20 protein-coding genes and 2 riboswitches are annotated in these 20,110 nt (G+C 62.6%); of the genes, 12 read left to right on the top strand and 8 right to left on the bottom strand.

Translation table 11 applies throughout. The features are described from left to right. The first annotated feature begins 100 nt into the window (after positions 1 to 100). The gene (locus J2046_RS26310) at positions 101 to 298 is read left to right on the top strand and encodes a hypothetical protein (RefSeq protein ID WP_037154310.1); all 198 of its coding nucleotides are present in this window, start codon (positions 101 to 103) and stop codon (positions 296 to 298) included. Between the two features lie 57 nt (positions 299 to 355). Here the strand turns inward: J2046_RS26310 and J2046_RS26315 are convergent, their stop codons facing one another. Then, positions 356 to 592 (bottom strand): Lrp/AsnC ligand binding domain-containing protein, encoded by a 237-nt coding sequence (locus tag J2046_RS26315; protein WP_210056885.1) that lies wholly within the window; start codon positions 590 to 592, stop codon positions 356 to 358. A 54-nt stretch (positions 593 to 646) separates the two neighbouring features. Then, positions 647 to 1,570 carry a LysR family transcriptional regulator gene (locus J2046_RS26320; RefSeq protein WP_210056886.1) on the bottom strand — a complete coding sequence of 308 codons (924 nt, stop codon included), beginning with the start codon at positions 1,568 to 1,570 and terminating at the stop codon, positions 647 to 649. Positions 1,571 to 1,669: 99 nt separating this feature from the next. Here J2046_RS26320 and J2046_RS26325 point away from each other — a divergent pair, with 99 nt between their 5' ends. From J2046_RS26325 to J2046_RS26335, 3 genes are read left to right on the top strand one after another with little or no spacing between them, the layout of a single operon-like run. Beyond that, a complete protein-coding gene (locus tag J2046_RS26325) occupies positions 1,670 to 2,953 on the top strand; it encodes an NAD(P)/FAD-dependent oxidoreductase (RefSeq protein ID WP_210056887.1) in 1,284 nt (427 codons plus the stop codon). A gap of 56 nt (positions 2,954 to 3,009) precedes the next feature. Then, on the top strand, positions 3,010 to 4,551 hold the full coding sequence (amaB, locus tag J2046_RS26330) for an L-piperidine-6-carboxylate dehydrogenase (protein WP_210056888.1): 1,542 nt from the start codon (positions 3,010 to 3,012) through the stop codon (positions 4,549 to 4,551). Positions 4,552 to 4,555: 4 nt separating this feature from the next. Further along, the gene (locus J2046_RS26335) at positions 4,556 to 5,563 is read left to right on the top strand and encodes a P1 family peptidase (protein WP_210056889.1); all 1,008 of its coding nucleotides are present in this window, start codon (positions 4,556 to 4,558) and stop codon (positions 5,561 to 5,563) included. Here the strand turns inward: J2046_RS26335 and cobD are convergent. Next, a complete protein-coding gene (gene cobD / locus J2046_RS26340) occupies positions 5,556 to 6,572 on the bottom strand; it encodes a threonine-phosphate decarboxylase CobD (RefSeq protein WP_210056890.1) in 1,017 nt (338 codons plus the stop codon). The genes J2046_RS26335 and cobD overlap by 8 nt on opposite strands. On the opposite strand from cobD, the gene cbiB reads away from it, so the two are divergent. Beyond that, the gene (gene cbiB, locus J2046_RS26345; protein ID WP_210056891.1) at positions 6,571 to 7,536 is read left to right on the top strand and encodes an adenosylcobinamide-phosphate synthase CbiB; all 966 of its coding nucleotides are present in this window, start codon (positions 6,571 to 6,573) and stop codon (positions 7,534 to 7,536) included. The two genes, cobD and cbiB, sit on opposite strands and share 2 nt — an antisense overlap. On the opposite strand, the gene J2046_RS26350 is transcribed toward cbiB, so the two are convergent. Genes J2046_RS26350 through J2046_RS26365 form a run of 4 tightly spaced genes read right to left on the bottom strand, consistent with a single transcriptional unit; the run spans position 7,520 to position 10,540 of the window. Next, positions 7,520 to 8,977 carry a cobyric acid synthase gene (locus tag J2046_RS26350; protein ID WP_210056892.1) on the bottom strand — a complete coding sequence of 486 codons (1,458 nt, stop codon included), beginning with the start codon at positions 8,975 to 8,977 and terminating at the stop codon, positions 7,520 to 7,522. The two genes, cbiB and J2046_RS26350, sit on opposite strands and share 17 nt — an antisense overlap. A 4-nt stretch (positions 8,978 to 8,981) precedes the next feature. Further along, the gene (cobO, locus tag J2046_RS26355) at positions 8,982 to 9,596 is read right to left on the bottom strand and encodes a cob(I)yrinic acid a,c-diamide adenosyltransferase (protein WP_210056894.1); all 615 of its coding nucleotides are present in this window, start codon (positions 9,594 to 9,596) and stop codon (positions 8,982 to 8,984) included. Continuing rightward, the gene (locus J2046_RS26360) at positions 9,593 to 10,351 is read right to left on the bottom strand and encodes a CbtA family protein (protein ID WP_210056896.1); all 759 of its coding nucleotides are present in this window, start codon (positions 10,349 to 10,351) and stop codon (positions 9,593 to 9,595) included. The genes cobO and J2046_RS26360 overlap by 4 nt, the downstream gene beginning before the upstream one ends. 12 nt (positions 10,352 to 10,363) lie before the next feature. After that, a complete protein-coding gene (locus J2046_RS26365; RefSeq protein ID WP_037154283.1) occupies positions 10,364 to 10,540 on the bottom strand; it encodes a CbtB domain-containing protein in 177 nt (58 codons plus the stop codon). Positions 10,541 to 10,577: 37 nt separating this feature from the next. Continuing rightward, positions 10,578 to 10,775, bottom strand: a riboswitch (cobalamin riboswitch). Between the two features lie 59 nt (positions 10,776 to 10,834). Next, positions 10,835 to 11,038: riboswitch (cobalamin riboswitch) on the top strand. A 105-nt stretch (positions 11,039 to 11,143) separates the two neighbouring features. On the opposite strand from J2046_RS26365, the gene J2046_RS26370 reads away from it, so the two are divergent. The 7 genes from J2046_RS26370 (at position 11,144) to J2046_RS26400 (ending at position 19,379) form a co-directional block, all read left to right on the top strand. Then, complete coding sequence (locus tag J2046_RS26370) at positions 11,144 to 11,539, top strand: DUF1636 family protein (RefSeq protein WP_210056898.1); 396 nt, start codon at positions 11,144 to 11,146, stop codon at positions 11,537 to 11,539. Next, on the top strand, positions 11,536 to 12,573 hold the full coding sequence (gene cobW, locus J2046_RS26375; RefSeq protein WP_210056900.1) for a cobalamin biosynthesis protein CobW: 1,038 nt from the start codon (positions 11,536 to 11,538) through the stop codon (positions 12,571 to 12,573). The genes J2046_RS26370 and cobW overlap by 4 nt, the downstream gene beginning before the upstream one ends. A gap of 75 nt (positions 12,574 to 12,648) precedes the next feature. Beyond that, positions 12,649 to 15,933, top strand: a complete 3,285-nt coding sequence (gene cobN / locus J2046_RS26380; RefSeq protein ID WP_210056902.1) for a cobaltochelatase subunit CobN — start codon at positions 12,649 to 12,651, stop codon at positions 15,931 to 15,933. Beyond that, complete coding sequence (cobG, locus tag J2046_RS26385; RefSeq protein ID WP_233470306.1) at positions 15,930 to 17,243, top strand: precorrin-3B synthase; 1,314 nt, start codon at positions 15,930 to 15,932, stop codon at positions 17,241 to 17,243. The genes cobN and cobG overlap by 4 nt, the downstream gene beginning before the upstream one ends. Continuing rightward, a complete protein-coding gene (locus J2046_RS26390) occupies positions 17,240 to 17,869 on the top strand; it encodes a precorrin-8X methylmutase (protein WP_210056904.1) in 630 nt (209 codons plus the stop codon). The genes cobG and J2046_RS26390 overlap by 4 nt, the downstream gene beginning before the upstream one ends. Continuing rightward, positions 17,866 to 18,618, top strand: a complete 753-nt coding sequence (locus tag J2046_RS26395; RefSeq protein ID WP_210056906.1) for a precorrin-2 C(20)-methyltransferase — start codon at positions 17,866 to 17,868, stop codon at positions 18,616 to 18,618. Before J2046_RS26390 ends, J2046_RS26395 begins: the two co-directional genes overlap by 4 nt. Further along, a complete protein-coding gene (locus J2046_RS26400; protein WP_210056908.1) occupies positions 18,615 to 19,379 on the top strand; it encodes a precorrin-3B C(17)-methyltransferase in 765 nt (254 codons plus the stop codon). Before J2046_RS26395 ends, J2046_RS26400 begins: the two co-directional genes overlap by 4 nt. Here J2046_RS26400 and J2046_RS26405 read toward each other — a convergent pair. After that, positions 19,343 to 20,110, bottom strand: a complete 768-nt coding sequence (locus J2046_RS26405) for a cobalt-precorrin-6A reductase (RefSeq protein WP_210056910.1) — start codon at positions 20,108 to 20,110, stop codon at positions 19,343 to 19,345. The genes J2046_RS26400 and J2046_RS26405 overlap by 37 nt on opposite strands.

A 20,110-nucleotide genomic window follows, 5' to 3' on the forward strand; every position in this document is an offset into this window, starting at 1 on the left:
CTCCCTTCCGTGCTGTCGAATGTAACGCTTTCGGTTCAATCGTTCCTGAAAATTTTCATTCGCCAGAGCTGTATTTAAGCAGCCACTGCGGGAGTCTGCCATGCAGAAGCAAGTTATTGAATTCGGCGGGGAACCCGTCGGTATCGTCATTCCGGATGAGGATCGGCTGAAGTTCATCGCCGTGAAGTTTCACGTCATCGATCTCGATGAGCAGCGCTTCAACTCTGCGGACGAAGTGCGCCTCGCGATTCGCGATCTTGTCCGTTCGCGCAACTTGGCGCCAACGGCACATGTCTGAGATCCTATTGATATTTCGGCAAAAGGCCGCCTTCGGGCGGCTTTTTTTGTTTCCCTATCAGAAAGCAGTGAAGGTGATCGTCGTAAGCGAACGCTCGATGCCGGGAATGGATGCGACCTTTTCGTTGACGAACCGGCCGATCTCATCGCTGTCCTTGATGTAGATCTTCAGAAGCAGGTCCCAATCGCCGCTGGTGGAATAGAGTTCGGAAACGAGTTCGGTCTTGTAGATGGCATCGGCGACTTCATAGGTCTTGCCGGGCTTGCAGCGAAGCTGGACGAAAATGGGTTTCATGGACGTCTTCCCGTCGGTCGGATCGCCTGCGCGATCAATGATGGACATACCCGACTATTGGCCGATGCGTCCGCCGTTCGCAAGCATATCCTGCTCGACCTCCTGGATGATCCAATCCCGGAAGGCAGCAAGTGGCGGATAAGTGGCGCGATCGGGCGGGTAGGCAAGGTGGTATTGCCCGGTTTCCATGATCTGCCCTTCCACAGCCGCTACCAACAGCCCCTGATCCAGTTCCCGGCTGATCAGGAAACGCGGCAGGAGCGCTGCGCCAAGCCCCGCGGCAGCCGCTTCGACCATGGTCATGAACTGGTCAAGCAGCATGCCATGCAGCGCATCGAACGGGACCTTGTTTTTCGTGAACCACAACTCCCAGGCATCTGGCCGCGTATTGAGATGCAGGAGCGGCGCCTTCAACACATCCGCCGGGGTTTTAAGACTATGCCGCTTCTTGAAATCAGGGCTGCAGGCCGGCAGCACTTCTTCTTCCATCAGGAAGGTGAGCGCCGCGCCTGGCCAGCGGGCCGCGCCGAAATGGATGGCAGCATCGAGCGTATCGAAGCGAAAATCGAACGGCTCCAGCCGGGTGATGAGATTCACCACAATGCCCGGATGCGCATCGAGAAAATGCTTGATCCGGGGCGTCAGCCAGCGCGTACCGAAGAACGGCAGGATGGCAAGGTTCAGCGTTCCGCCGGAAGGGTTGGCCTTGAGATTGAGCGAGGCATTGGAAATGCGCCTCAACGCCTCCCGCACCTCGCGGGCATAGCCGTCGCCTGCGAGCGTCAGCCGGATCGTCTGCCGTTCGCGCAGGAAAAGCGCCACGCCGAGCTGATTTTCCAAGGCCGAGATCTGGCGGCTGACGGCACTCTGGGTGAGGCCGAGTTCATTCGCCGCCGCCGTGACGCTGCCGGTACGCGCTGCCGCTTCAAAAGCCGAAAGCAGCGAAAATGAGGGAAGGAAGCGCCGAGGCGGCAGCATGTCATTCCTCCAGCGAATGACCTGTTGAGAACATGTCGATATTCATCGATAACAGCTCTCTGTAAAGAGGGGGTGAGTGACGCCTCCGGACAATCCATCATGCTGAACGATCCCCGCTCTCACGGCCTCTGGGAAAAGACCGCGCCCTATCCGCCCCTTACGCCACGGCTGGAAGAAGCCGTCTCCACCGACGTGGCGATTGTCGGTGGCGGCTATACCGGCCTCTCGGCTGCGCTGCATCTGGCCGAGGCTGGAGTGAATGTCCGGCTGCTCGAGGCAACCGAGATCGGTTTTGGCGGTGCGGGTCGCAATGTCGGCCTTATCAATGCCGGCATGTGGGTCATGCCGGACGACTTTTTGAAGGAACTCGGGCCTGCCTATGGCGACAAGGCGCTCGAACTGCTTGGCAACGGTCCCTACCTCGTTCGGGAACTGATCGAGAGGCACGGCATCGCCTGCGAACTGGAAAAGAACGGTACATTGCATTGCGCCGTAGGCCCGGACGGTATGAAGGAGCTGGAGGAACGCGCCCGGCAATGGCAGAAACGCGGCGCGCCGGTGACCCTGCTCGATGCTACTGAGACGGAACGGCGCATCGGTACGAAAGCCTATGCCGGATCGCTCCTCGATATGCGCGCCGGCACGCTGCAACCGCTCGCCTATGTGCGGGGATTGGCGCATGCGGCGGTGAAAGCCGGTGCGAAGCTCCATACCGGCAGTGCCGTCATCAAAACCGGCGAGGCGAATGGCAAGAAGATCCTCAAGACTGAACGGGGTGAGGTATCTGCCGATTGGATCATCGTGGCGACCGACGCCTACAGCACCGGCCCCTGGGAACAGGTGCGCCGTGAGCAGGTGCATCTGCCCTATTTCAATCTCGCTACCACGCCGCTCAGTGACAGTCTTCGCCGCTCCATTCTGCCCGGCCGCGAAGGCTGCTGGGACACCAGGGAAATCCTCTCCTCCTTCCGCATGGATCAGGCCGGCCGGCTGGTCTTCGGCTCGGTCGGCGCGTTGCGCGGCACCGGTATCGCCGTTCACAAAGCATGGGCGAAGCGCTCGCTTGCACGCCTCTTCCCACAGATTGGCGAGGTGGAGTTCGAAGCGGAATGGTACGGTCAGATCGGCATGACCGACAATGCACTGCCGCGTTTCCACAAATTCAACCACAACGTGATCGGTTTTTCCGGCTACAATGGCCGCGGCATCGCGCCCGGCACCACTTTCGGAAAACTGCTTGCCCGGCATATTCTCGGCGAGGTTTCCGAAGCCGACCTCCCACTGCCGCTGACCGAACCGAAAGAACCGGGCTTTCGCGCGCTGAAGGAAGCCTATTACGAGGCGGGCGCGCAAATCGCCCATTTCGCCGGCGAACGCTTCTGATTGCCAAACCGCCGCCGATTTCTAAGATTGACCGAAATTCGATTCCGGAGACTGACATGACCCTTGCCACTCTCGATCTCGCTGCTGAGGTAAAAACCATCTTGGGCGATCTCGGCGTAAAAGCCGAAAATTATACCGGCGGCACCCTTGCCGTCCGTTCGCCGATCACCGGCGCCGAAATCGGCAAGCTGCCGGAAGAGACACCTGCCAGCGCAAGACAAGCCATCGAAGCCGCCCATAAGGCTTTCCTCGAATGGCGGCTGGTGCCGGCTCCGAAGCGCGGCGAGCTGATACGTCTCCTCGGCGAGGAATTGCGCGCAACCAAGACCGCGCTGGGCCGGCTGGTTTCGATCGAGGTCGGCAAGGTGATTTCCGAAGGCCTGGGCGAAGTGCAGGAAATGATCGACATTTGCGATTTCGCGGTCGGCCTCTCCCGCCAGCTCTACGGCCTCACTATCGCCACCGAACGCGCCGACCACCGCATGATGGAAACCTGGCATCCGCTGGGCGCGATCGGCATCATTTCCGCCTTCAACTTCCCCGTCGCCGTCTGGTCCTGGAACGCGGCGCTCGCCATCGTCTGCGGCAATTCCACCGTCTGGAAACCGTCGGAGAAGACACCATTGACGGCGCTCGCCACCCAGGCGATCTTCGACAGGGCGCTGACCCGTTATGTCGCCGAAGGCTACACCGCGCCGAAGAACCTTTCGACCGTGCTGATCGGCGGCCGCGAGATCGGCGAGATTCTCGTCGACCATGAGAAAGTGCCGCTCGTCTCCGCCACCGGCTCGACTGCTATGGGCCGCACGGTCGGCCCGCGGCTGGCGCAGCGTTTCGCCCGCTCGATCCTCGAACTTGGCGGCAACAATGCCGCGATCGTCGCCCCGACGGCCGATCTCGACCTGACGCTCCGCGGCGTCGCTTTCGCCGCCATGGGTACGGCCGGCCAGCGCTGTACGACGCTGCGCCGTCTCTTCGTGCATGACAGCGTCTACGACGCGCTGGTGCCTCGCCTGACGAAGGCCTATCAGTCCGTCACGATCGGCAGTCCGCTGGAGAACGGCACACTCGTCGGCCCGCTGATCGACAAGGCGGCCTATGAGAAGATGCAGAAGGCGCTGGAAGCGGCGAAATCCGAAGGCGGCAAGGTGACCGGAGGCGAGCGCGTCCTCGGGAACGAGGCGGTCGACGCCTATTACGTCCGCCCCGCGATCGTGGAAATGCCGGCCCAGACGGGTCCGGTCAAGGACGAGACTTTCGCGCCGATTCTCTATGTGATGAAATATTCGAGTTTCGAAGAGGCACTGGACCTGCATAACGATGTGCCGCAGGGTCTCTCCTCCTCGATCTTCACCAATGACATGCGCGAGGCCGAGACCTTCGTTTCCGCCCGCGGTTCGGATTGCGGCATCGCCAACGTCAATATCGGTCCCTCAGGCGCCGAGATCGGTGGTGCCTTCGGTGGTGAAAAAGAAACCGGCGGTGGCCGCGAATCCGGCTCCGATGCCTGGAAGGCCTATATGCGCCGCGCCACCAACACGCTGAACTATGGCCGCACCCTGCCGCTGGCGCAGGGGGTCAAGTTCGACATCGAGTGAACCCATGGCCGCGCCCCTGAACCTCTTGACCGACATTGAAGGTGTGGCCGTCGGCCATGCCACCGATCTTGCGCTGGGTTCAGGCGTGACGGCGATCGTCTTCGACGAACCGGCAGTCGCTTCCGGCTCGGTGCTCGGTGGCGCGCCGGGCGGTCGGGATACTGCACTGCTCGACCCGTCGATGACCGTTCAGGCGGTCGACGCCTTCGTGCTGTCCGGCGGTTCGGCCTTCGGACTGGACGCGGCGGGCGGAGTGCAGGCGGGGCTTCGTGAAATCGGCCGTGGCTTCCAGGTCGGCAACGTCCGTGTACCGATCGTACCGCAGGCAATCCTGATGGATCTCCTGAACGGCGGCAACAAGGACTGGGGTCGGCATTCTCCCTATCGGGAGATGGGCTACGACGCCTTCAAGGCCACTGCGAAAGGCGCTTTTACGCTCGGAACTATAGGAGCCGGCACGGGTGCCTCAACCGCGACATTCAAAGGTGGGCTCGGTTCGGCGAGCGCAAGAACCTCAGCCGGCCACACGATCGCGGCCCTGCTCGCGGTCAACGCCATGGGCTCCGCGACTGTCGCCGGAGGCCCGCATTTCTGGGCAGCTCCGTTTGAACAGAACGAGGAGTTCGGCGGCTTCGGCCTGCCGCAAAAGTTCACCGAAAGCCATTCGGCCCTGCGGCTCAAAGGCGTCAACCTGAAGGCCACGACGATCGGCGTCGTAGTGACCGATGCCGTCCTGACGAAAGCGCAGGCGCATCGGCTTTCGATCATGGCGCATGACGGATTGGCGCGCGCCGTTCTGCCGGCGCACCTGCCAGGCGATGGCGACACGATCTTTTCCGCCGCGACGGGGACAAAACCGCTGGACGACATGACGGCCTTTGCCGAACTCTGCCATCTCGCAACGATCGTGACCGCCCGAGCAGTGGCCCGCGGTGTCTATGAGGCAACCGCCTTACCCGTGCTCAAGGCACAGGCCGCATGGCGCGACAAATTCGATTCGCCGGCTAAATAGTTTTCAGAGCGTCTTCCAGTCTTCGCCAGCCATTTTTGTCGGGAAGCCCTATCCTGAGATCATCCGGCCGTTCTTCGAAGCGGCGAGTGACGATGCCGCGCTCACCCAAATGCCGGAAAATCGCCTGCGCGCGCGCGTCCCGAACGAAGCGGAATAGCGATGTACCGCCGAAGACCGGAATGCCAGCGCCAATCAGGAGGATATCAAGATTCGTGGCATCATCGCGCAATCGTTGTCGCATCATCGCCTGCCACCGACCGTCGGCCAGCGCTTCGCTGGCAATATGCAACGCCGGACCGGAAACGGCCCAAGGGCCGAGCTGGCCCTCGATCCTTCGGGCGATATCCGGACGAGAGATCGCAAAACCGAGCCTCAGGCCCGCCATGCCGTAAAATTTGCCAAAGGACCGCAGCACGATAAGTCCGCCGGCATCGACCGCATCCGCTGCGCTCGCGGCTTCCGAGACGTCAACGAAGGCTTCATCGACGACCAGCAATCCGCCTTTTGCTCGCATGATGGCTGCAAGCGCCAGAAGATCACTCTTCGAGACGATTCGGCCGGTCGGATTGTTGGGATTGACGATGACGGCAAGATCTGCGGAAGCTAGCCGATCCAGATCGTCGGTTTCGGTCACCTCAAAACCGGCCATCCGCGCAGCGCGGGCGTGTTCGGCATAGGTCGGAGAAAGGATCGTAGCCTTCCCGCCTTGCCCAAGCAGGCTCGCGAGGATCGGCAACAGGATCTGCGTGCCCGGCCCCGCCGCCATATGGGCAGCCGAGGGCGCGCCATAGGCTTCCGCTGCGATCGCCTTCAGCCTTTCTGCCAGTGCGGGGTCCGGCAGGCGTGCAAAGGCATTGTCGGGCAAAGGGGAATGCGGATAGGAATAAGGATTGATACCGGTGGAAAGATCGATCCAGGGTTCGGGCGCGTGCGGAAACAGCGCCCGTGCACGGGACAGATTGCCGCCATGCGCTATCGGACCACCAATCTCAGATGCAGTCACCGGCATGTTCCTTCTCGCATTTTTCGCCCTGATCATAGAGCGCATCTTCGGTTATCCAGACTGGTTGTTCCGGGTGATCGGCCACCCGGTCACCTGGATGGGCTGGCTGATATCCCGTCTCGATAACGATTGGAACCGCGAGGCCGATGATTCCGCCACGCGCAAGCGCATGGGCGTGCTTGTTCTGTCGATGCTGCTCGGCGTGACAATCGCCGTGGCGCTGGTGATCGAATACGGACTTCTGACAATCCCCCTGGGAGCGGCTCTGCTGTGTCTGATAGCCGCCAGCCTGCCGGCTCAGAAAAGCCTTGAAAAGCATGTCGAAGCGGTTGCCGACGCGATGAAGGATGGCGGGCTCCAAGCCGGGCGCAAGGCCGTCTCGATGATCGTCGGCCGCGATCCGGAAAAGCTCGATGAGGCCGCCGTCTGCCGTGCAGCGATCGAAAGCCTGGCGGAGAATTTTTCCGATGGCGTCGTGGCGCCGGCTTTCTGGATGGGCGTCGGCGGCCTCGCGGGCGGTGCGGCCTACAAGGCAGCCAATACCGCCGACAGCATGATCGGCCACCGCAATCCGCGACACGAAGCCTTCGGCTGGGCGGCCGCACGTTTCGACGACCTCATTAATCTGCCGGCCTCGCGGCTGAGTGCGTTTCTGTTCGTGCTGGCGGCTTTTTTCGTCGACAAGGCTTCGCCTAGGAATGCGATCAAGGCCATCTTCCGCGACGCACGCCACCATCGCTCTCCGAATGCCGGTTGGCCGGAAGCGGCGATGGCCGGCGCACTCGGCATAGCGCTTGCAGGGCCGCGGAGCTATGGCGGGCAGATGATCGAGGCGCGTTTTATGGGCGAAGGCGGGCGCTCGGAACTTACCCAAGACGATATCCGCCGTGCGCTGAAACTCGCCCGCGTCGCGGACGCGCTCCTTATCGGCCTTTTCGGCTTCCTGGCATGGGTCATCTGGCAAGCGTGAGCAATCCATCGAGATCGAGATGCCGTTCCATATGGGCGGCCAGCCGGTCGAGCACATTATCCACCCCGGCCTGATAATCCAGGACCGACGCCGCGCCGCCAAGCCGTGTCAACCAGACCGACCTCTGCCGGTCATCCGAAAAAAGCCCATGAAGGTAGGTGCCCCAAACCCGGCCATCCGCCGATATCGCACCATCCGGGTTACTGTCGATCACCGAGAACGGGCGTCGACAATCGGCCCCGGACGTCCGGCCGATATGCATCTCATAGCCGGATAAAGGAACTCCATCGAAGCTTTCGCCCGAAACTGCTTCCAGGCGCTTATCGGTGGACAAGACGGTCTCGACATCCAGCAGGCCAAGCCCTTCGACCGAAGCGGGTGATCCTTCGATGCCATCCGGATCGGAGATCCGTTTGCCCAGCATCTGATAACCGCCGCAAAGGCCGAGTACGCGCCCACCGCGACGAACGTGAGCAGCGATATCCAAATCGAAACCGGACTCGCGAAGCGCAGCCAGATCGGAGACGGTCGCTTTCGAGCCGACCAGCAGCACGAGGTCGCAATCCCCCGGAATGGCCGCGCCGCGCCTGACACGGATGAGATCGACCTCCGGCTCCGCTTCCAGCGGGTCAAGATCGTCGAAATTGGAGATATGCGGCAGGATCGGCACTGCGATGCGGATTCTCGCGCCGGACTTGCGAGCGAAGGACTGGTTGAGCCCGAGCGCATCCTCCGCCGGCAGAAGCGCTGCATCAGCGAAATGCGGCAAAAGCCCGATCGATCGCCAGCCGGTCAGTTCTTCAATCATCCGCATGCCTTCGGCAAACAAGGCCGGATCGCCCCGGAACCGGTTGACGATGAACCCGCGGATCATCGCCGCATCTTCGGGATCGAGCACAAGTTTCGTGCCGGCAAGGCTGGCAATCACGCCGCCGCGGTCGATATCGCCGATCAGCACGACGGGCACATCCGCCGCCCGAGCAAACCCCATATTGGCAATGTCATTGCGGCGGAGATTGATTTCCGAAGCGCTACCGGCGCCTTCCACCAGCACCAGATCGGCCTGGTTGCGGAGAAGGTCGAAACTTTCCTGCACCCGCGGCATCAGTTTCCGCTTGAGGCCCTGGTATTCGGCGGCCTTGGCATTGCCTTCGACCTTGCCCTGCACCACGACCTGCGCGCCGACGTCGCTCTGAGGCTTCAGAAGCACAGGATTCATATGTACGCTGAGCGGTACGCCGGCCGCACGCGCCTGCAAGGCCTGCGCCCGTCCGATCTCGCCGCCATCCGCCGTGACTGCCGCGTTGTTCGACATATTCTGCGGCTTGAAGGGCATGATTTTCAGCCCGCGCAGCGTAAAGGCGCGGGCGAGCCCGGCCACCACCAGCGACTTGCCCACATCCGAACCCGTACCCTGAAACATCAGCGCGCGAGCGGTCATGCCGTTAAAACTCGATGCCGGACTGGGCCTTCACGCCCGCCTTGAAGTGATGTTTGACCAGCGTCATCTCTGTGACCATGTCCGCCGCCTCGATCAGCGCCGGCTTGGCGTTGCGGCCGGTGACGACCACGTGAAGGTCCGGCCGCCGCGCCTGAAGTGCTGCGACCACCTTGTCGAGATCGAGATAGTCGTAACGAAGCGCGATATTGAGTTCGTCGAGAATGACGAGTCCGATCGTCTCGTCAGCCATCAGATCCAGAGCCTTCGCCCAAGCCTTTTCGGCGGCTGCGATGTCCCGGGTCAGATCCTGCGTTTCCCAGGTGAAGCCTTCGCCCATCGTGTGCCAGACGACCCGGTCGCCGAACAGCGCCAAGGCAGGCTGCTCGCCGGTCGACCAGGCACCCTTGATGAACTGCACCACGCCGACGCGGCGATTGTTGCCGAGCATGCGCAGCGCCAGACCAAAGGCGGCTGTGGATTTGCCCTTGCCGGGACCGGTGTGGACGATGAGAAGACCCTTTTCGACGGTCTTCCCGGCGACTTCCTTGTCCTGCGCTGCCTTGCGGTTCACCATCTTGGCGCGATGACGTTCGACCGATGCCTCGTCGATCCCCTTCACCGCGATACGAGCTCCCCATCAGACCGCGCTGCGATCTCTTCCCCTGTACGGAAGCGTTCGCGTATCATCCCGGTCAACGCACCGAGTACAGCCCAGAACACCAGGTTCGTGGCGTAGACCGCATTCACGAAGCGGGCGTAGAGCGCTGGTGGCACAGCCGTTTCATGGCTGGGCGGCAGCGGCGCGCCGACGATATGTGGCGCGATCAGCAGAACGATCGCCAGCGCGGCGAATACGGCTGAGCGCGTATAGGCAAGGAGGCCAAGGCCCGTTGCAGTGCAGACTGCGGTCGAAATCCACCAGATCTGACGGGGGCCAAGCTCAGCAGCCGGCATGCCCGGAAGTTCCGGTGGGAGGCCGAGCCCTGGGGCCAAACTGACAGTCAGGAAGCCGGCAATACCGAACATCAGCCCGCCGCGCCAGCCTTTGAGACCGCCCAGGGCTTCCGAAACCGCGATCAGAACAAGACCGAAACCGATCGCAGCCAGCATGTCGGCGGCGGCCGTATAAATGAAGCGCTCGAAGCCATCGGCCGGCATCCATGCTTCTTCGTCATGGTGATCTGCCGCCGGAGCGACAGCGCCGGCAGGCGCGGCCTCGTGACTATGGCCGGCCTCTTCGCCACCCGCATTCTCGTAGGTCTCGGCTTGCAGGATCAGCGGAACAGTGGAAAAGCTCTGCATGATGGTGAGCAGCAGTCCGGACAATAGCCCGGCGATCACCGCCGTGAAGACGATGTTACGAAACAACGACATGGGAAACTCCCCTCAGTGGCAGGGGAAAGCGAAGGAATGACGCGAATCGTGCGCGGCATTGTGCACGACTTCCATATGCGAGAAGCCGACGAAACCGACGACGAAGAGCCCCAGCAGGGCCGTCATGCTGAGCGGGATGATCTTCGAGGAGGAAATACCGACTGCCGTCGAAGCGGTTTTCGTTGCCATTGCCTTGTCCTTTCGCCCTCCACCCGAGGGCCGTTGAAGTTTTTTCTCGCCTTTGGCAGGTCTCCTGGCTCGCGGATCAGGCATCTTGCGCCCGCCTTCCCGGATTGCTCCAGTGGCATCATGGACGAAGACTTTCCGCTTACAGTTGCGGGGGCAGCCGCGGGTTTGACGGCAGATCCGTCGCACCGCATTCCCTCAAATACCCTTTCGGGACACCATAGGCTGGCTCACTATAGACGAAATCGGCCTTACGGCAATCGCCTTTGCGACGCATTGACATAAGCATGCGACCGGGCTTACTTGAAAAGAGATGGTCCCTTTCCGGCAACGGGGAGGGCTAAGAGAGAATGCGGTGAGATCCCTTTCGCGATCAATGCCGCGGCTGCCCCCGCAACTGTAAGCGGCGAGCCATTGCCTATAAGCCACTGGGAAGCCGGGAAGGCAGGCAAATGGCGGTGACCCGCAAGCCAGGAGACCTGCCATCTGATGTTTTTGCTTCACCGGGCGGGGTGCTCCGGAGGAAGTTCTCGATCACCGCAGGCGGTTTCAGCCCTCTGCTCCGCGCCCCGATTGTTTCGACCCCGGCGGGAACGCGGCTGACCGATGAGTGACCACCGACCAGATGATCCGGCAGATGTGACGATTTTCGTCTGTACCAATTGCCGTGATGTCTCCGACAGCGACGTTCGGCCGGGCATAGCGCTGATTGCAGCGCTCCGTGAAGCAGCGGCCGGTAAGCCGCTCGCGGTCAAGCCCGTCACCTGCCTTGCCAATTGCGAAAAAAGCCCCAGCGCCGCCTTCAATCACCGCAACGGTTGGTCCTATGTCTTTGGCCATCTGTCCCTCGAAAATGTCGAGGACGTCATCACCGGCGCGATGATGCTGGCCGAGGACGAGCGCGGTTTCCTTCCTCTACGCGGCCGCCCGACATGTCTGCGCGGCAAGGGCATGACAGCCCGCATCCCACCCTTTCATCATCACGAGGACATGCCATCATGAGCGTCAGCTTCGACCGCGTTCCCTGCACCGTCGTCACCGGGTTCCTGGGGGCCGGAAAGACCACGCTGATCCGCAGCCTGATCGGGAAACTCGACGGCAAGCGACTGGCGATCATCGTCAACGAATTCGGTGATGTCGGCATCGACGGCGGGATACTGAAGGGCTGCGGCATCGAGAGCTGCCCGGAAGACAACGTCATCGAGCTTGCCAACGGCTGCATCTGCTGCACTGTGGCGGACGACTTCGTACCGGCGATCGACCAGATTCTTTCACGCGAGCCGCGCGTCGACCACATCCTGATCGAAACCTCCGGCCTTGCGCTGCCGAAGCCGCTCGTTCAGGCTTTTCAGTGGCCGGCCGTCAAGGCGCGTGTCACGGTGGACGGCGTTATCGCCGTTGTGGATGGTGTGGCACTGGCCGAAGGCCGCGTTGCCGACGACCATGACGCGCTGGAGGCCCAGCGCCAGGCGGACGGCTCCATCGACCACGACGACCCGGTCGAGGAAGTGTTCGAGGACCAGGTCGCCTGCGCCGACATGATCGTTCTGACCAAGAGTGATCTCCTCGATGCGACAGGCCTTGCGACCGCCCGGGACCGCGTCGCAGCGCATCTGCCGCGCGCCGTGAAGATCGTCTCGGCTGACAATGGCGCTATCGATCCGGCCGTGCTGATCGGGCTTGGCCTCGCCGTCGAAGACGATATCGAGAACCGCAAGACCCATCACGATGACGAACTCGACCACGATCATGATGATTTCGACAGCTTTGTAGTCGATCTCCCGGCTGTTGCCGATGCTGACGAATTGGCTGCCCGCATTTCGGCGACGGCGGAGGCGGAGAACGTACTGCGCATAAAAGGCTTCGTGGAAGTCGCGAACAAACCGATGCGCCTGCAGGTCCAGGCGGTAGGATCGCGCGTAAACCACTATTTCGACCGAGCCTGGGCGCCCGGTGAGGCGCGGATAAGCCGCCTTGTCGTAATCGGCGAAAAGGGCATCGACCGCGCCGCGATCGAAAGGATGCTGGCCGCGTGATGGCAATTCCAGGAAAGGTGTGAAGCGGTTTTCCGTTGGCAATTGCCGAGGGAAAACAGAAACCCAGAGAGAAGGATGCACATACTCGCCACCACATCGTCGTCGCTCGACGACCTGATCGACCCGATCGACCTGAACCAGTCGCCGGCCGATGTGGTGGTGCTGTCCTTTTCCGGCAGCGATCTGAACGGCATTTCCGCCGCATGGGGCCAAGGTCAGCCGACCCTGCGATTGACCAATCTCGCTGATCTCAGGCATCCCATGTCTGTCGATCTTTGGATCGAAAAGACGGCGGCACATGCCAAAGTTATTCTCGTGCGCATCCTTGGCGGCTATGATCGCTGGTCATATGGTGTCGAAGAGATTTCGCGGCTGGCGCGGCTCAAGAAGATCGCGCTCGCGCTTCTGCCCGGCGAATGCAGTATCCGCGATGAAAGACTCGCTGCCGCCTCGACTGTTTCCGAAGAGGCACTTGCCGGCATTCTTACCTGTTTCCGCGAGGGCGGACCGGACAATATGCGTCTGCTCGCAAAGCGTTTGGCCGCGCTGGCGAATGACGAGCTTGAAATCTTGCCGCAAGCCGCACCAATGTCGAAGATAGGCTATTACAGGCCGGGCAGCGGAATCGTCGGCTTGGACGATCTGATCGCGGATTTCTCACCAGACGCCCCGCGACTGCCGGTCCTCTTCTATCGTTCCATGTTGTTCGCGAACGACACCGCACCGATCGATGCGCTGTTCGAAGCGCTGGTTGAACGCGGTTTCGCGCCGATCCCGATCTTCGTCAGCGGGTTGAAGGACGCCGAGGCGATAGACTTCGTTGAACAGGCGATGATCGAAATCCAGCCTGCGGCGATCATTGCCACCACCGCTTTTGCCAGCGGCGCGAGCGACAACGGCAAGACGATCTTCGATCGCGCCGGCGTGCCAGTTTTCCAAGTTGTCATCGCTACGACCCGACGCGAGGGCTGGGCGGAAAGCCGCCGTGGTCTCAATCCCGCAGACCTCGCCATGCATGTGGTCCTGCCGGAACTCGACGGGCGCATATTGGCCGGCGCGATCTCTTTCAAGGCCGGCAGTGATTCCGCCAACCTTCTTAACGGGCCGGAGCCGGACCGAATCGAGCAGGTCGCCGAGCGCATCGCCGCTTTTCTGCGCCTGAAATCTACGCCGCGACCCGCCCGAAAAATCGTTATCCTGATGCCGGACTATCCGAGTGCACCCGGCCGCACAGGCTATGCCGTCGGGCTGGACGTGCCGCAGAGCGTGCTGTACATGCTGCGCAAGCTTTCGATAGCCGGCTATTCCATCTCTGACATACCGGTGACCGCGCGAGACCTTCTTGACCTGCTAAACCAGGAAACCGGTTCTTATCCGCTCTCCGCCTATCGGCCGGCTCCGGACGCGGAAAACGCCTGGGGGCCGCCCGACGCAGAACTTGAAGAAGGCGCCTTCCGTTTCCGTGCAGCGAGTTTCGGCAATATCACCGTAGCGCTGGCACCGGATCGCGGCCGCAACGCCGACCGCCGGGCCGATTATCACGACCCGGATCTGCCGCCACGCCATGCGCTGATAGCCTTTGGCCAGTGGATGCGCGAGACGCTCGGCGCGCATGCGATCGTGCATGTCGGCGCCCATGGTACGTTGGAATGGTTGCCGGGCAAGACGGTTGCACTGTCGAAGGATTGCTTTCCGGAGATAGTGACCGGGGGCCTGCCGGTCATCTATCCCTTTATCGTTTCCAATCCGGGCGAGGCAGCGGTCGCCAAGCGACGGATTTCCGCCGTCACCATCGGCCACCTGCCGCCGGTTCTGACCGATGCCGGATTGTCCGACGAACAGAAGAGGCTCGAACTGCTGGTCGATGAGTATGCCCAGGCAGACGGGCTCGATCGCCGCCGTCGTGACCGGCTGGCAAAGCTGATCGTCGAGACGGCCCGCGATACCGGCCTGGCTTCCGAAGCCGGCGTTTCCCGCGACGATGACCCAGACACGGCGTTAACCCGCATCGACGCCTTTCTCTGTGATCTCAAGGATTTCGCGATCAAGGACGGCCAGCATGTCTTCGGCGAGGTGGCGGAAGGTGACCACGATCCGTTACGGATCCTGAGTGCCGAAACCGAGCGGCGGGCCTTGATCGACGCGCTCGACGGCAAGCATATCCGCCCCGGCCCGTCCGGTGCTCCAGCGCGCGGCCGCCGCGACGTCATGCCGACCGGCCGCAACCTCTTCGCCAGCGATCCGCGCACGTTGCCGACGCCGACTGCCTTCGAGCTTGGCAAACGCGCCGCGGACGAGATTCTTCGGCGCTACCTGCAAGATCATGGCGACTGGCCCAAAAGCCTCGTTTTTGATCTCTGGGGCAGCGCTTCCCTGCGTAGCGGTGGCGAGGAAGTCGCCCAGGTTCTGGCGTTGATGGGCGCAAAACCGATACAGGATACGGCAACGGGCCGCGTGACCGGGATCGACGTCCTGCCGCCGGCAGCGCTCGGCCGTCCGCGTGTCGACGTGACGCTCCGTATCTCCGGCCTGTTTCGCGACATGTTCCCGGCGCTGATCGCGCTGCTGGACGCCGCCATGCGGGCGATCGCGGCCCGAGAGGAAGCACCGGGCGACAACCCGCTGGCCGAGGAAGCCGACAGGCTTGGCCATGTGCCGCCTCGCATTTTCGGTTCTGCCCCCGGCACCTACGGTTCCGGCATCGAGGAAAAGCTCGCAGACGGCACATGGAATGAACGCGAGGAACTCGGCCGCATCTACCTCGACGCGACCAGCCATGCCTTCGGCGGGGCGGAGGGTGAGGCTTCGGCCATGCCCGGGCGCTTCGCCGCACGCGTTGGAAGCGCCGACCTGCTTGTCCATACCGGCGACGACCCCGGCCGTGATCTTTTGGACGGTTCGGCGGACGTTGCTTTCATCGGCGGGTTTTCCGCGGCGGTCGCGGCACTTGGCGGCAAGGCGGATGTGATCGCGCTCGACACCACCGATCCACAGAAGCCGAAGGCCCGCTCGCTCTCTGAAGCCGTGACCCGTGTGGTGCGCGCCCGCGCCATCAATCCTCGCTTCATTGCCGGCCAGATGCGCCACGGGCCGCGTGGTGCGGCCGAACTGGTGGAAACCGTCGATCGGTTGATCGGCTTCGCCGAGACTACCCGTACCATCCCGCAGTCGCTGATCGACGCAACCTACGATGCGTATCTCGGTGACGAAGCAGTACGCGACTTCCTGCTCTCACAGAACCCCGAAGGTGCGCGCTACATGGGCGAACGTTTCCGCTCGGTGCTCCGCCGCGGCCTTTGGCACCCGCGCCGGAATGCGATCGACGCCGAACTCGAGATGTTGACAAGGAGGTCGGCATGACCGTTCCCTCGCTCGACCGCAAAGCTTTGGACATGAGGCGTGGCGCCTGCCCGGCGCTTTCCGCTCCGATGATGACCGGTGACGGGCTTCTGGCCCGCATCGCGCTGATCGATGCGATTTCGGCGGGGCAACTGGCTGAGCTCTGCAGGCTGGCACAGCGTCACGGCAACGGCATCCTCGATATTTCCGCGCGGGGAAATCTCCAGGCTCGCGGATTAACGGAAATCTCCGCTACGATCTTGGACACGGAAGTCCGGGCGCTGAATCTTCCCTTGCGTGAAGGACTTGCGGTCGAGGCTCCACCCTTCGCCGGCCTGGATGAAACCGAAATCGTCGATCCGAGACCGGTTGCCGAAGCAATCCGGCAAGCTGCGCGCGGTATCGAGGGTCTCGCGCCAAAGATGTGCCTCGTGGTAGACGGGCATGGCAGATTGCGGCTCTCCCATCTGCTGGCGGATATCCGGCTGGTCGCCGTTCGATCCGGGGAAAGCATCCGCTGGAAACTGCTGCTCGGCGGGCCGGAGGCAACAGGAAAGATTTGCGGAATATTCAACGAGGCCGACGCCATCGCGACCGCCATTTCTTTGCTTCGGAAGCTCGCAGCAATGGGAAACAGAGCACGAGGCCGCGATCTTGCAGACGGGCTTCCGGTGAATACGGACGTGCCGCCCCCGGTCTCGCCCTTCGGCCGATTTGCCCTTTCGAACGGCGTCTATGCCATCGGCCTCGGTCCCGCGTTCGGCCAGGCAAAGGCTGAAAGCCTCATCATGCTCTCCGAAAGGACAGAGCAACTGGGGATCAAATTCCTGAAACCCGCCTTGGATCACTCGCTATTGTTCTTTGGAACGCATGAAGCCTGCAAAGCGCTCTCCGATTTCGCAGGTCAGAATGGCTTCATCACGTCCTCCGCCGACCCGCGGGGACATATCGCCGCCTGCCCGGGAAGCCCGGCCTGCACGTCGGCGACGATCGCAACCCACGACATTGCGTCTGAGGCCGCAGCCGAATGTGCCGACCTGCTCGACGGGTCGTTCAAGCTGCATGTGACGGGCTGCCCGAAAGGCTGCGCCCATCCGGAGCCCTCTGCATTGACGCTCTGCGGGACGGCCGATGGCATTTCCCTGATCGGGCGGGGCAAGGCAGCCGAGCCGCCCTTTGCCTCCGTCTCATTTGCCGATACCAACGCCTCTCTTCGCCGCATCGCCGATTTCGTTCGGACCGAACGACGCGAAGGGGAAAATTCCGCCGCCTGCCTAGCCCGACTCGGAACCGATCGGCTCGCTGCGGCCGTAACGTCAGGACGACCATGAACAACTATGACTATATTCGCGAAGGCGACTCGATCTACGAAAAGTCGTTCGCGATCATCCGCCAGGAAGCCGATCTTTCGGCCTTTTCCGCCGAGCAGGCCGAAATCGCCGTACGGATGATCCACGCCTGCGGGCTTGTCGAGGCGGCGCAGCAATTCCACTTTTCGAAGGATTTCGTCGCCCAGGCGCGCGGCGCGCTTTATGACGGCAGGCCGATCTACTGCGACGCCGAAATGGTCGCGCATGGCATTACCCGCGCCCGGCTGCCTGCCGATAACGATGTGATCTGCACGCTGCGAGACAGCCGCACCATTGAGCTCGCAAAGACGATCGGCAACACCCGCTCAGCCGCCGCATTGGACCTCTGGGATGAAATGGAAGGCGCGCTTGTGGCGATCGGCAATGCGCCGACGGCGCTCTTCCGCCTGCTCGAAATGCTGGATGCCGGCGCGCCGCGCCCGGCCGCGATCATCGGCATGCCGGTCGGCTTCGTGGGGGCGGCGGAGTCCAAGGAAGCGCTGACGGAATCAGCACTCGGCATCCCTTACGCCATCGTACGCGGGCGAATGGGCGGTTCAGCGATGACGGCGGCCTGCGTCAACGCGCTTGCGAGGGCTGGCCTTTGAACGCGGCGGTCCTCAAAGGCAAGCTTACCGGTGTCGGCACGGGGCCGGGCGATCCGGAACTGCTGACGCTGAAGGCGGCGCGTACCATCAGCGAGGCGGATGTCATCGCCTTTTTCTGCAAGAAGGGCAGCACGGGCAACGGCCGCGCCATCGTCGAAGCGCATGTCCGGCCGGGCACGCTGGAACTGCCGCTCGTTTATCCGGTAACGGTTGAGACTAACAAGGACGAGGCAGAGTATCGCGGCCCGATCGCCGAGTTCTTCGACCGCTCGGCGAATGAGATCGCCGCCTACCTTGACGCAGGCAAGAACGTAGTGGTGCTCAGCGAAGGCGATCCGCTGTTCTACGGCTCCTACATGCACCTGCATGTGCGGCTGGCGAGCCGTTATCAGGCGGAAGTCGTGGCGGGCGTCACCGCCATGTCCGGCTGCTGGTCGATGACGGGCCTGCCGCTGGTTCAGGGCGACGACATCTTGAGCGTGCTGCCGGGCACGCTGCCCGAGGAAAAGCTGGCCGAACGCCTGGCAAACACGGACGGCGCCGTGATCATGAAGGTCGGCCGCAACCTGCCGAAGATCCGCCGTGCGCTCGCGTCGGTTGGGAAACTGTCCGGCGCGCTCTACGTGGAACGCGGCACGATGGCGAACGGTGCGGCCCAGAAACTGGAAGAGCGTGATGAGAGCCCGGCGCCCTATTTCTCGATCGTGCTGGTTCCCGGCTGGAAGGCGCGGCCGGGAGACGACCGATGAGCGGTTCGCTGACAGTCGTCGGCCTTGGGCCAGGCAATCCGGATCAAATGACGCCGGAAGCTTTGGCGGCCGTGGCGGCAGCGGAGGATTTCTTCGGCTATTTTCCCTATATTGACCGACTGAACCTTCGACCGGACCAGCGGCGCCATGCATCCGACAACCGCGAGGAACTGGCGCGTGCCCGGGCCGCTTTGGAGATGGCCGCCAATGGCGGCAAAGTCTGTGTCGTCTCCGGCGGCGATCCCGGCGTCTTCGCCATGGCGGCGGCGGTTTGCGAAGCAATCGATGAAGGCCCGGTCGAATGGCGCAGTATCGATTTTTCCGTCGTGCCGGGGGTAACGGCCATGCTGGCGGTAGCAGCCAGGGCCGGCGCGCCGCTGGGGCATGATTTCTGCGCCATCTCGCTCTCCAATAACCTGAAGCCCTGGGAAATCATCGAGAAGAGACTGATTGCGGCAGCAGAAGCCGGTTTCGTCATGGCCTTCTACAATCCGGTCAGCAAGGCGCGGCCGCACCAGCTCGGCGACGCCTTCGCCCTGCTGCGCCGGCATTTGCCGGGTGAGGTTCCGGTGATCTTCGGCCGGGCAGCGGGTCGGCCGGACGAAGCGATCCGGATCGTGCCCCTTTCGGAGGCCGAAAGCGGCATGGCCGACATGGCGACCTGTGTGATCGTCGGGACGCCGGAAACCCGGATCATCGAGCGGGAAGGCCAGCGGCCGATCGTTTATTCGCCGCGTTCTTTCAAGGGCGCCGGGACATGATCGAGCCAGGCAAGCATCTCTTCCACGGTCTCCACCGACGGCACATCCGGCAAATCCGGACGGCGCGCGAGGATCACCTCGATACCGAGCGCACGGGCGCCGGCGATCTTGCCGTAGCTCGAAGGCCCGCCGCTGTTCTTGGCAACGATCACCTCGATGCCCTGCTCTTTCAGCAAGCGTGTCTCATCCGTTTCGGCAAACGGGCCGCGCTCCGTCAGATAGATCGCATGCGGCACAGCAAGCGGCGGTTCAACGGGATCGACGCTGCGGATGACGTAATGATGCTGCGGCGCCGCCTCAAAAGGCAGAAGTTCCTGCCGGCCGAGGGTGAGGAAGACTTTTCTCGGGCTTTTGCCCAATGCCGTGACAGCCTCACGGACACTGGCGACTTCAATCCAACGGTCACCCTGCAGCCGGCGCCAGGGAGAACGGCGGAGCGCAATCAAAGGCACATCCGCCCGCTTCGCAGCCTCGGCCGCATTGCGGGAGATCTGCGCCGCATAGGGGTGGGTTGCATCGATCAGGATCGTGATACCCTTGTCCCGCAGATAGGCAGCCAGGCCTTCCGCACCGCCAAAACCGCCGATCCGTACCGGCACGGGCTGTTCTGCCGGAGCGCGCGTGCGACCGGCCAGCGAAAGTTCGGTCGTGAAGCGCGGATCGCCGGCGAGCTCTGCCGCCAGTTTTCTGGCCTCCGCCGTGCCGCCGAGAATGAGGATGGAGTGTTTCAC

It is taken from the genome of Neorhizobium petrolearium, assembly GCF_017873175.1.
Taxonomy (GTDB): Bacteria; Pseudomonadota; Alphaproteobacteria; order Rhizobiales; family Rhizobiaceae; genus Neorhizobium; species Neorhizobium petrolearium.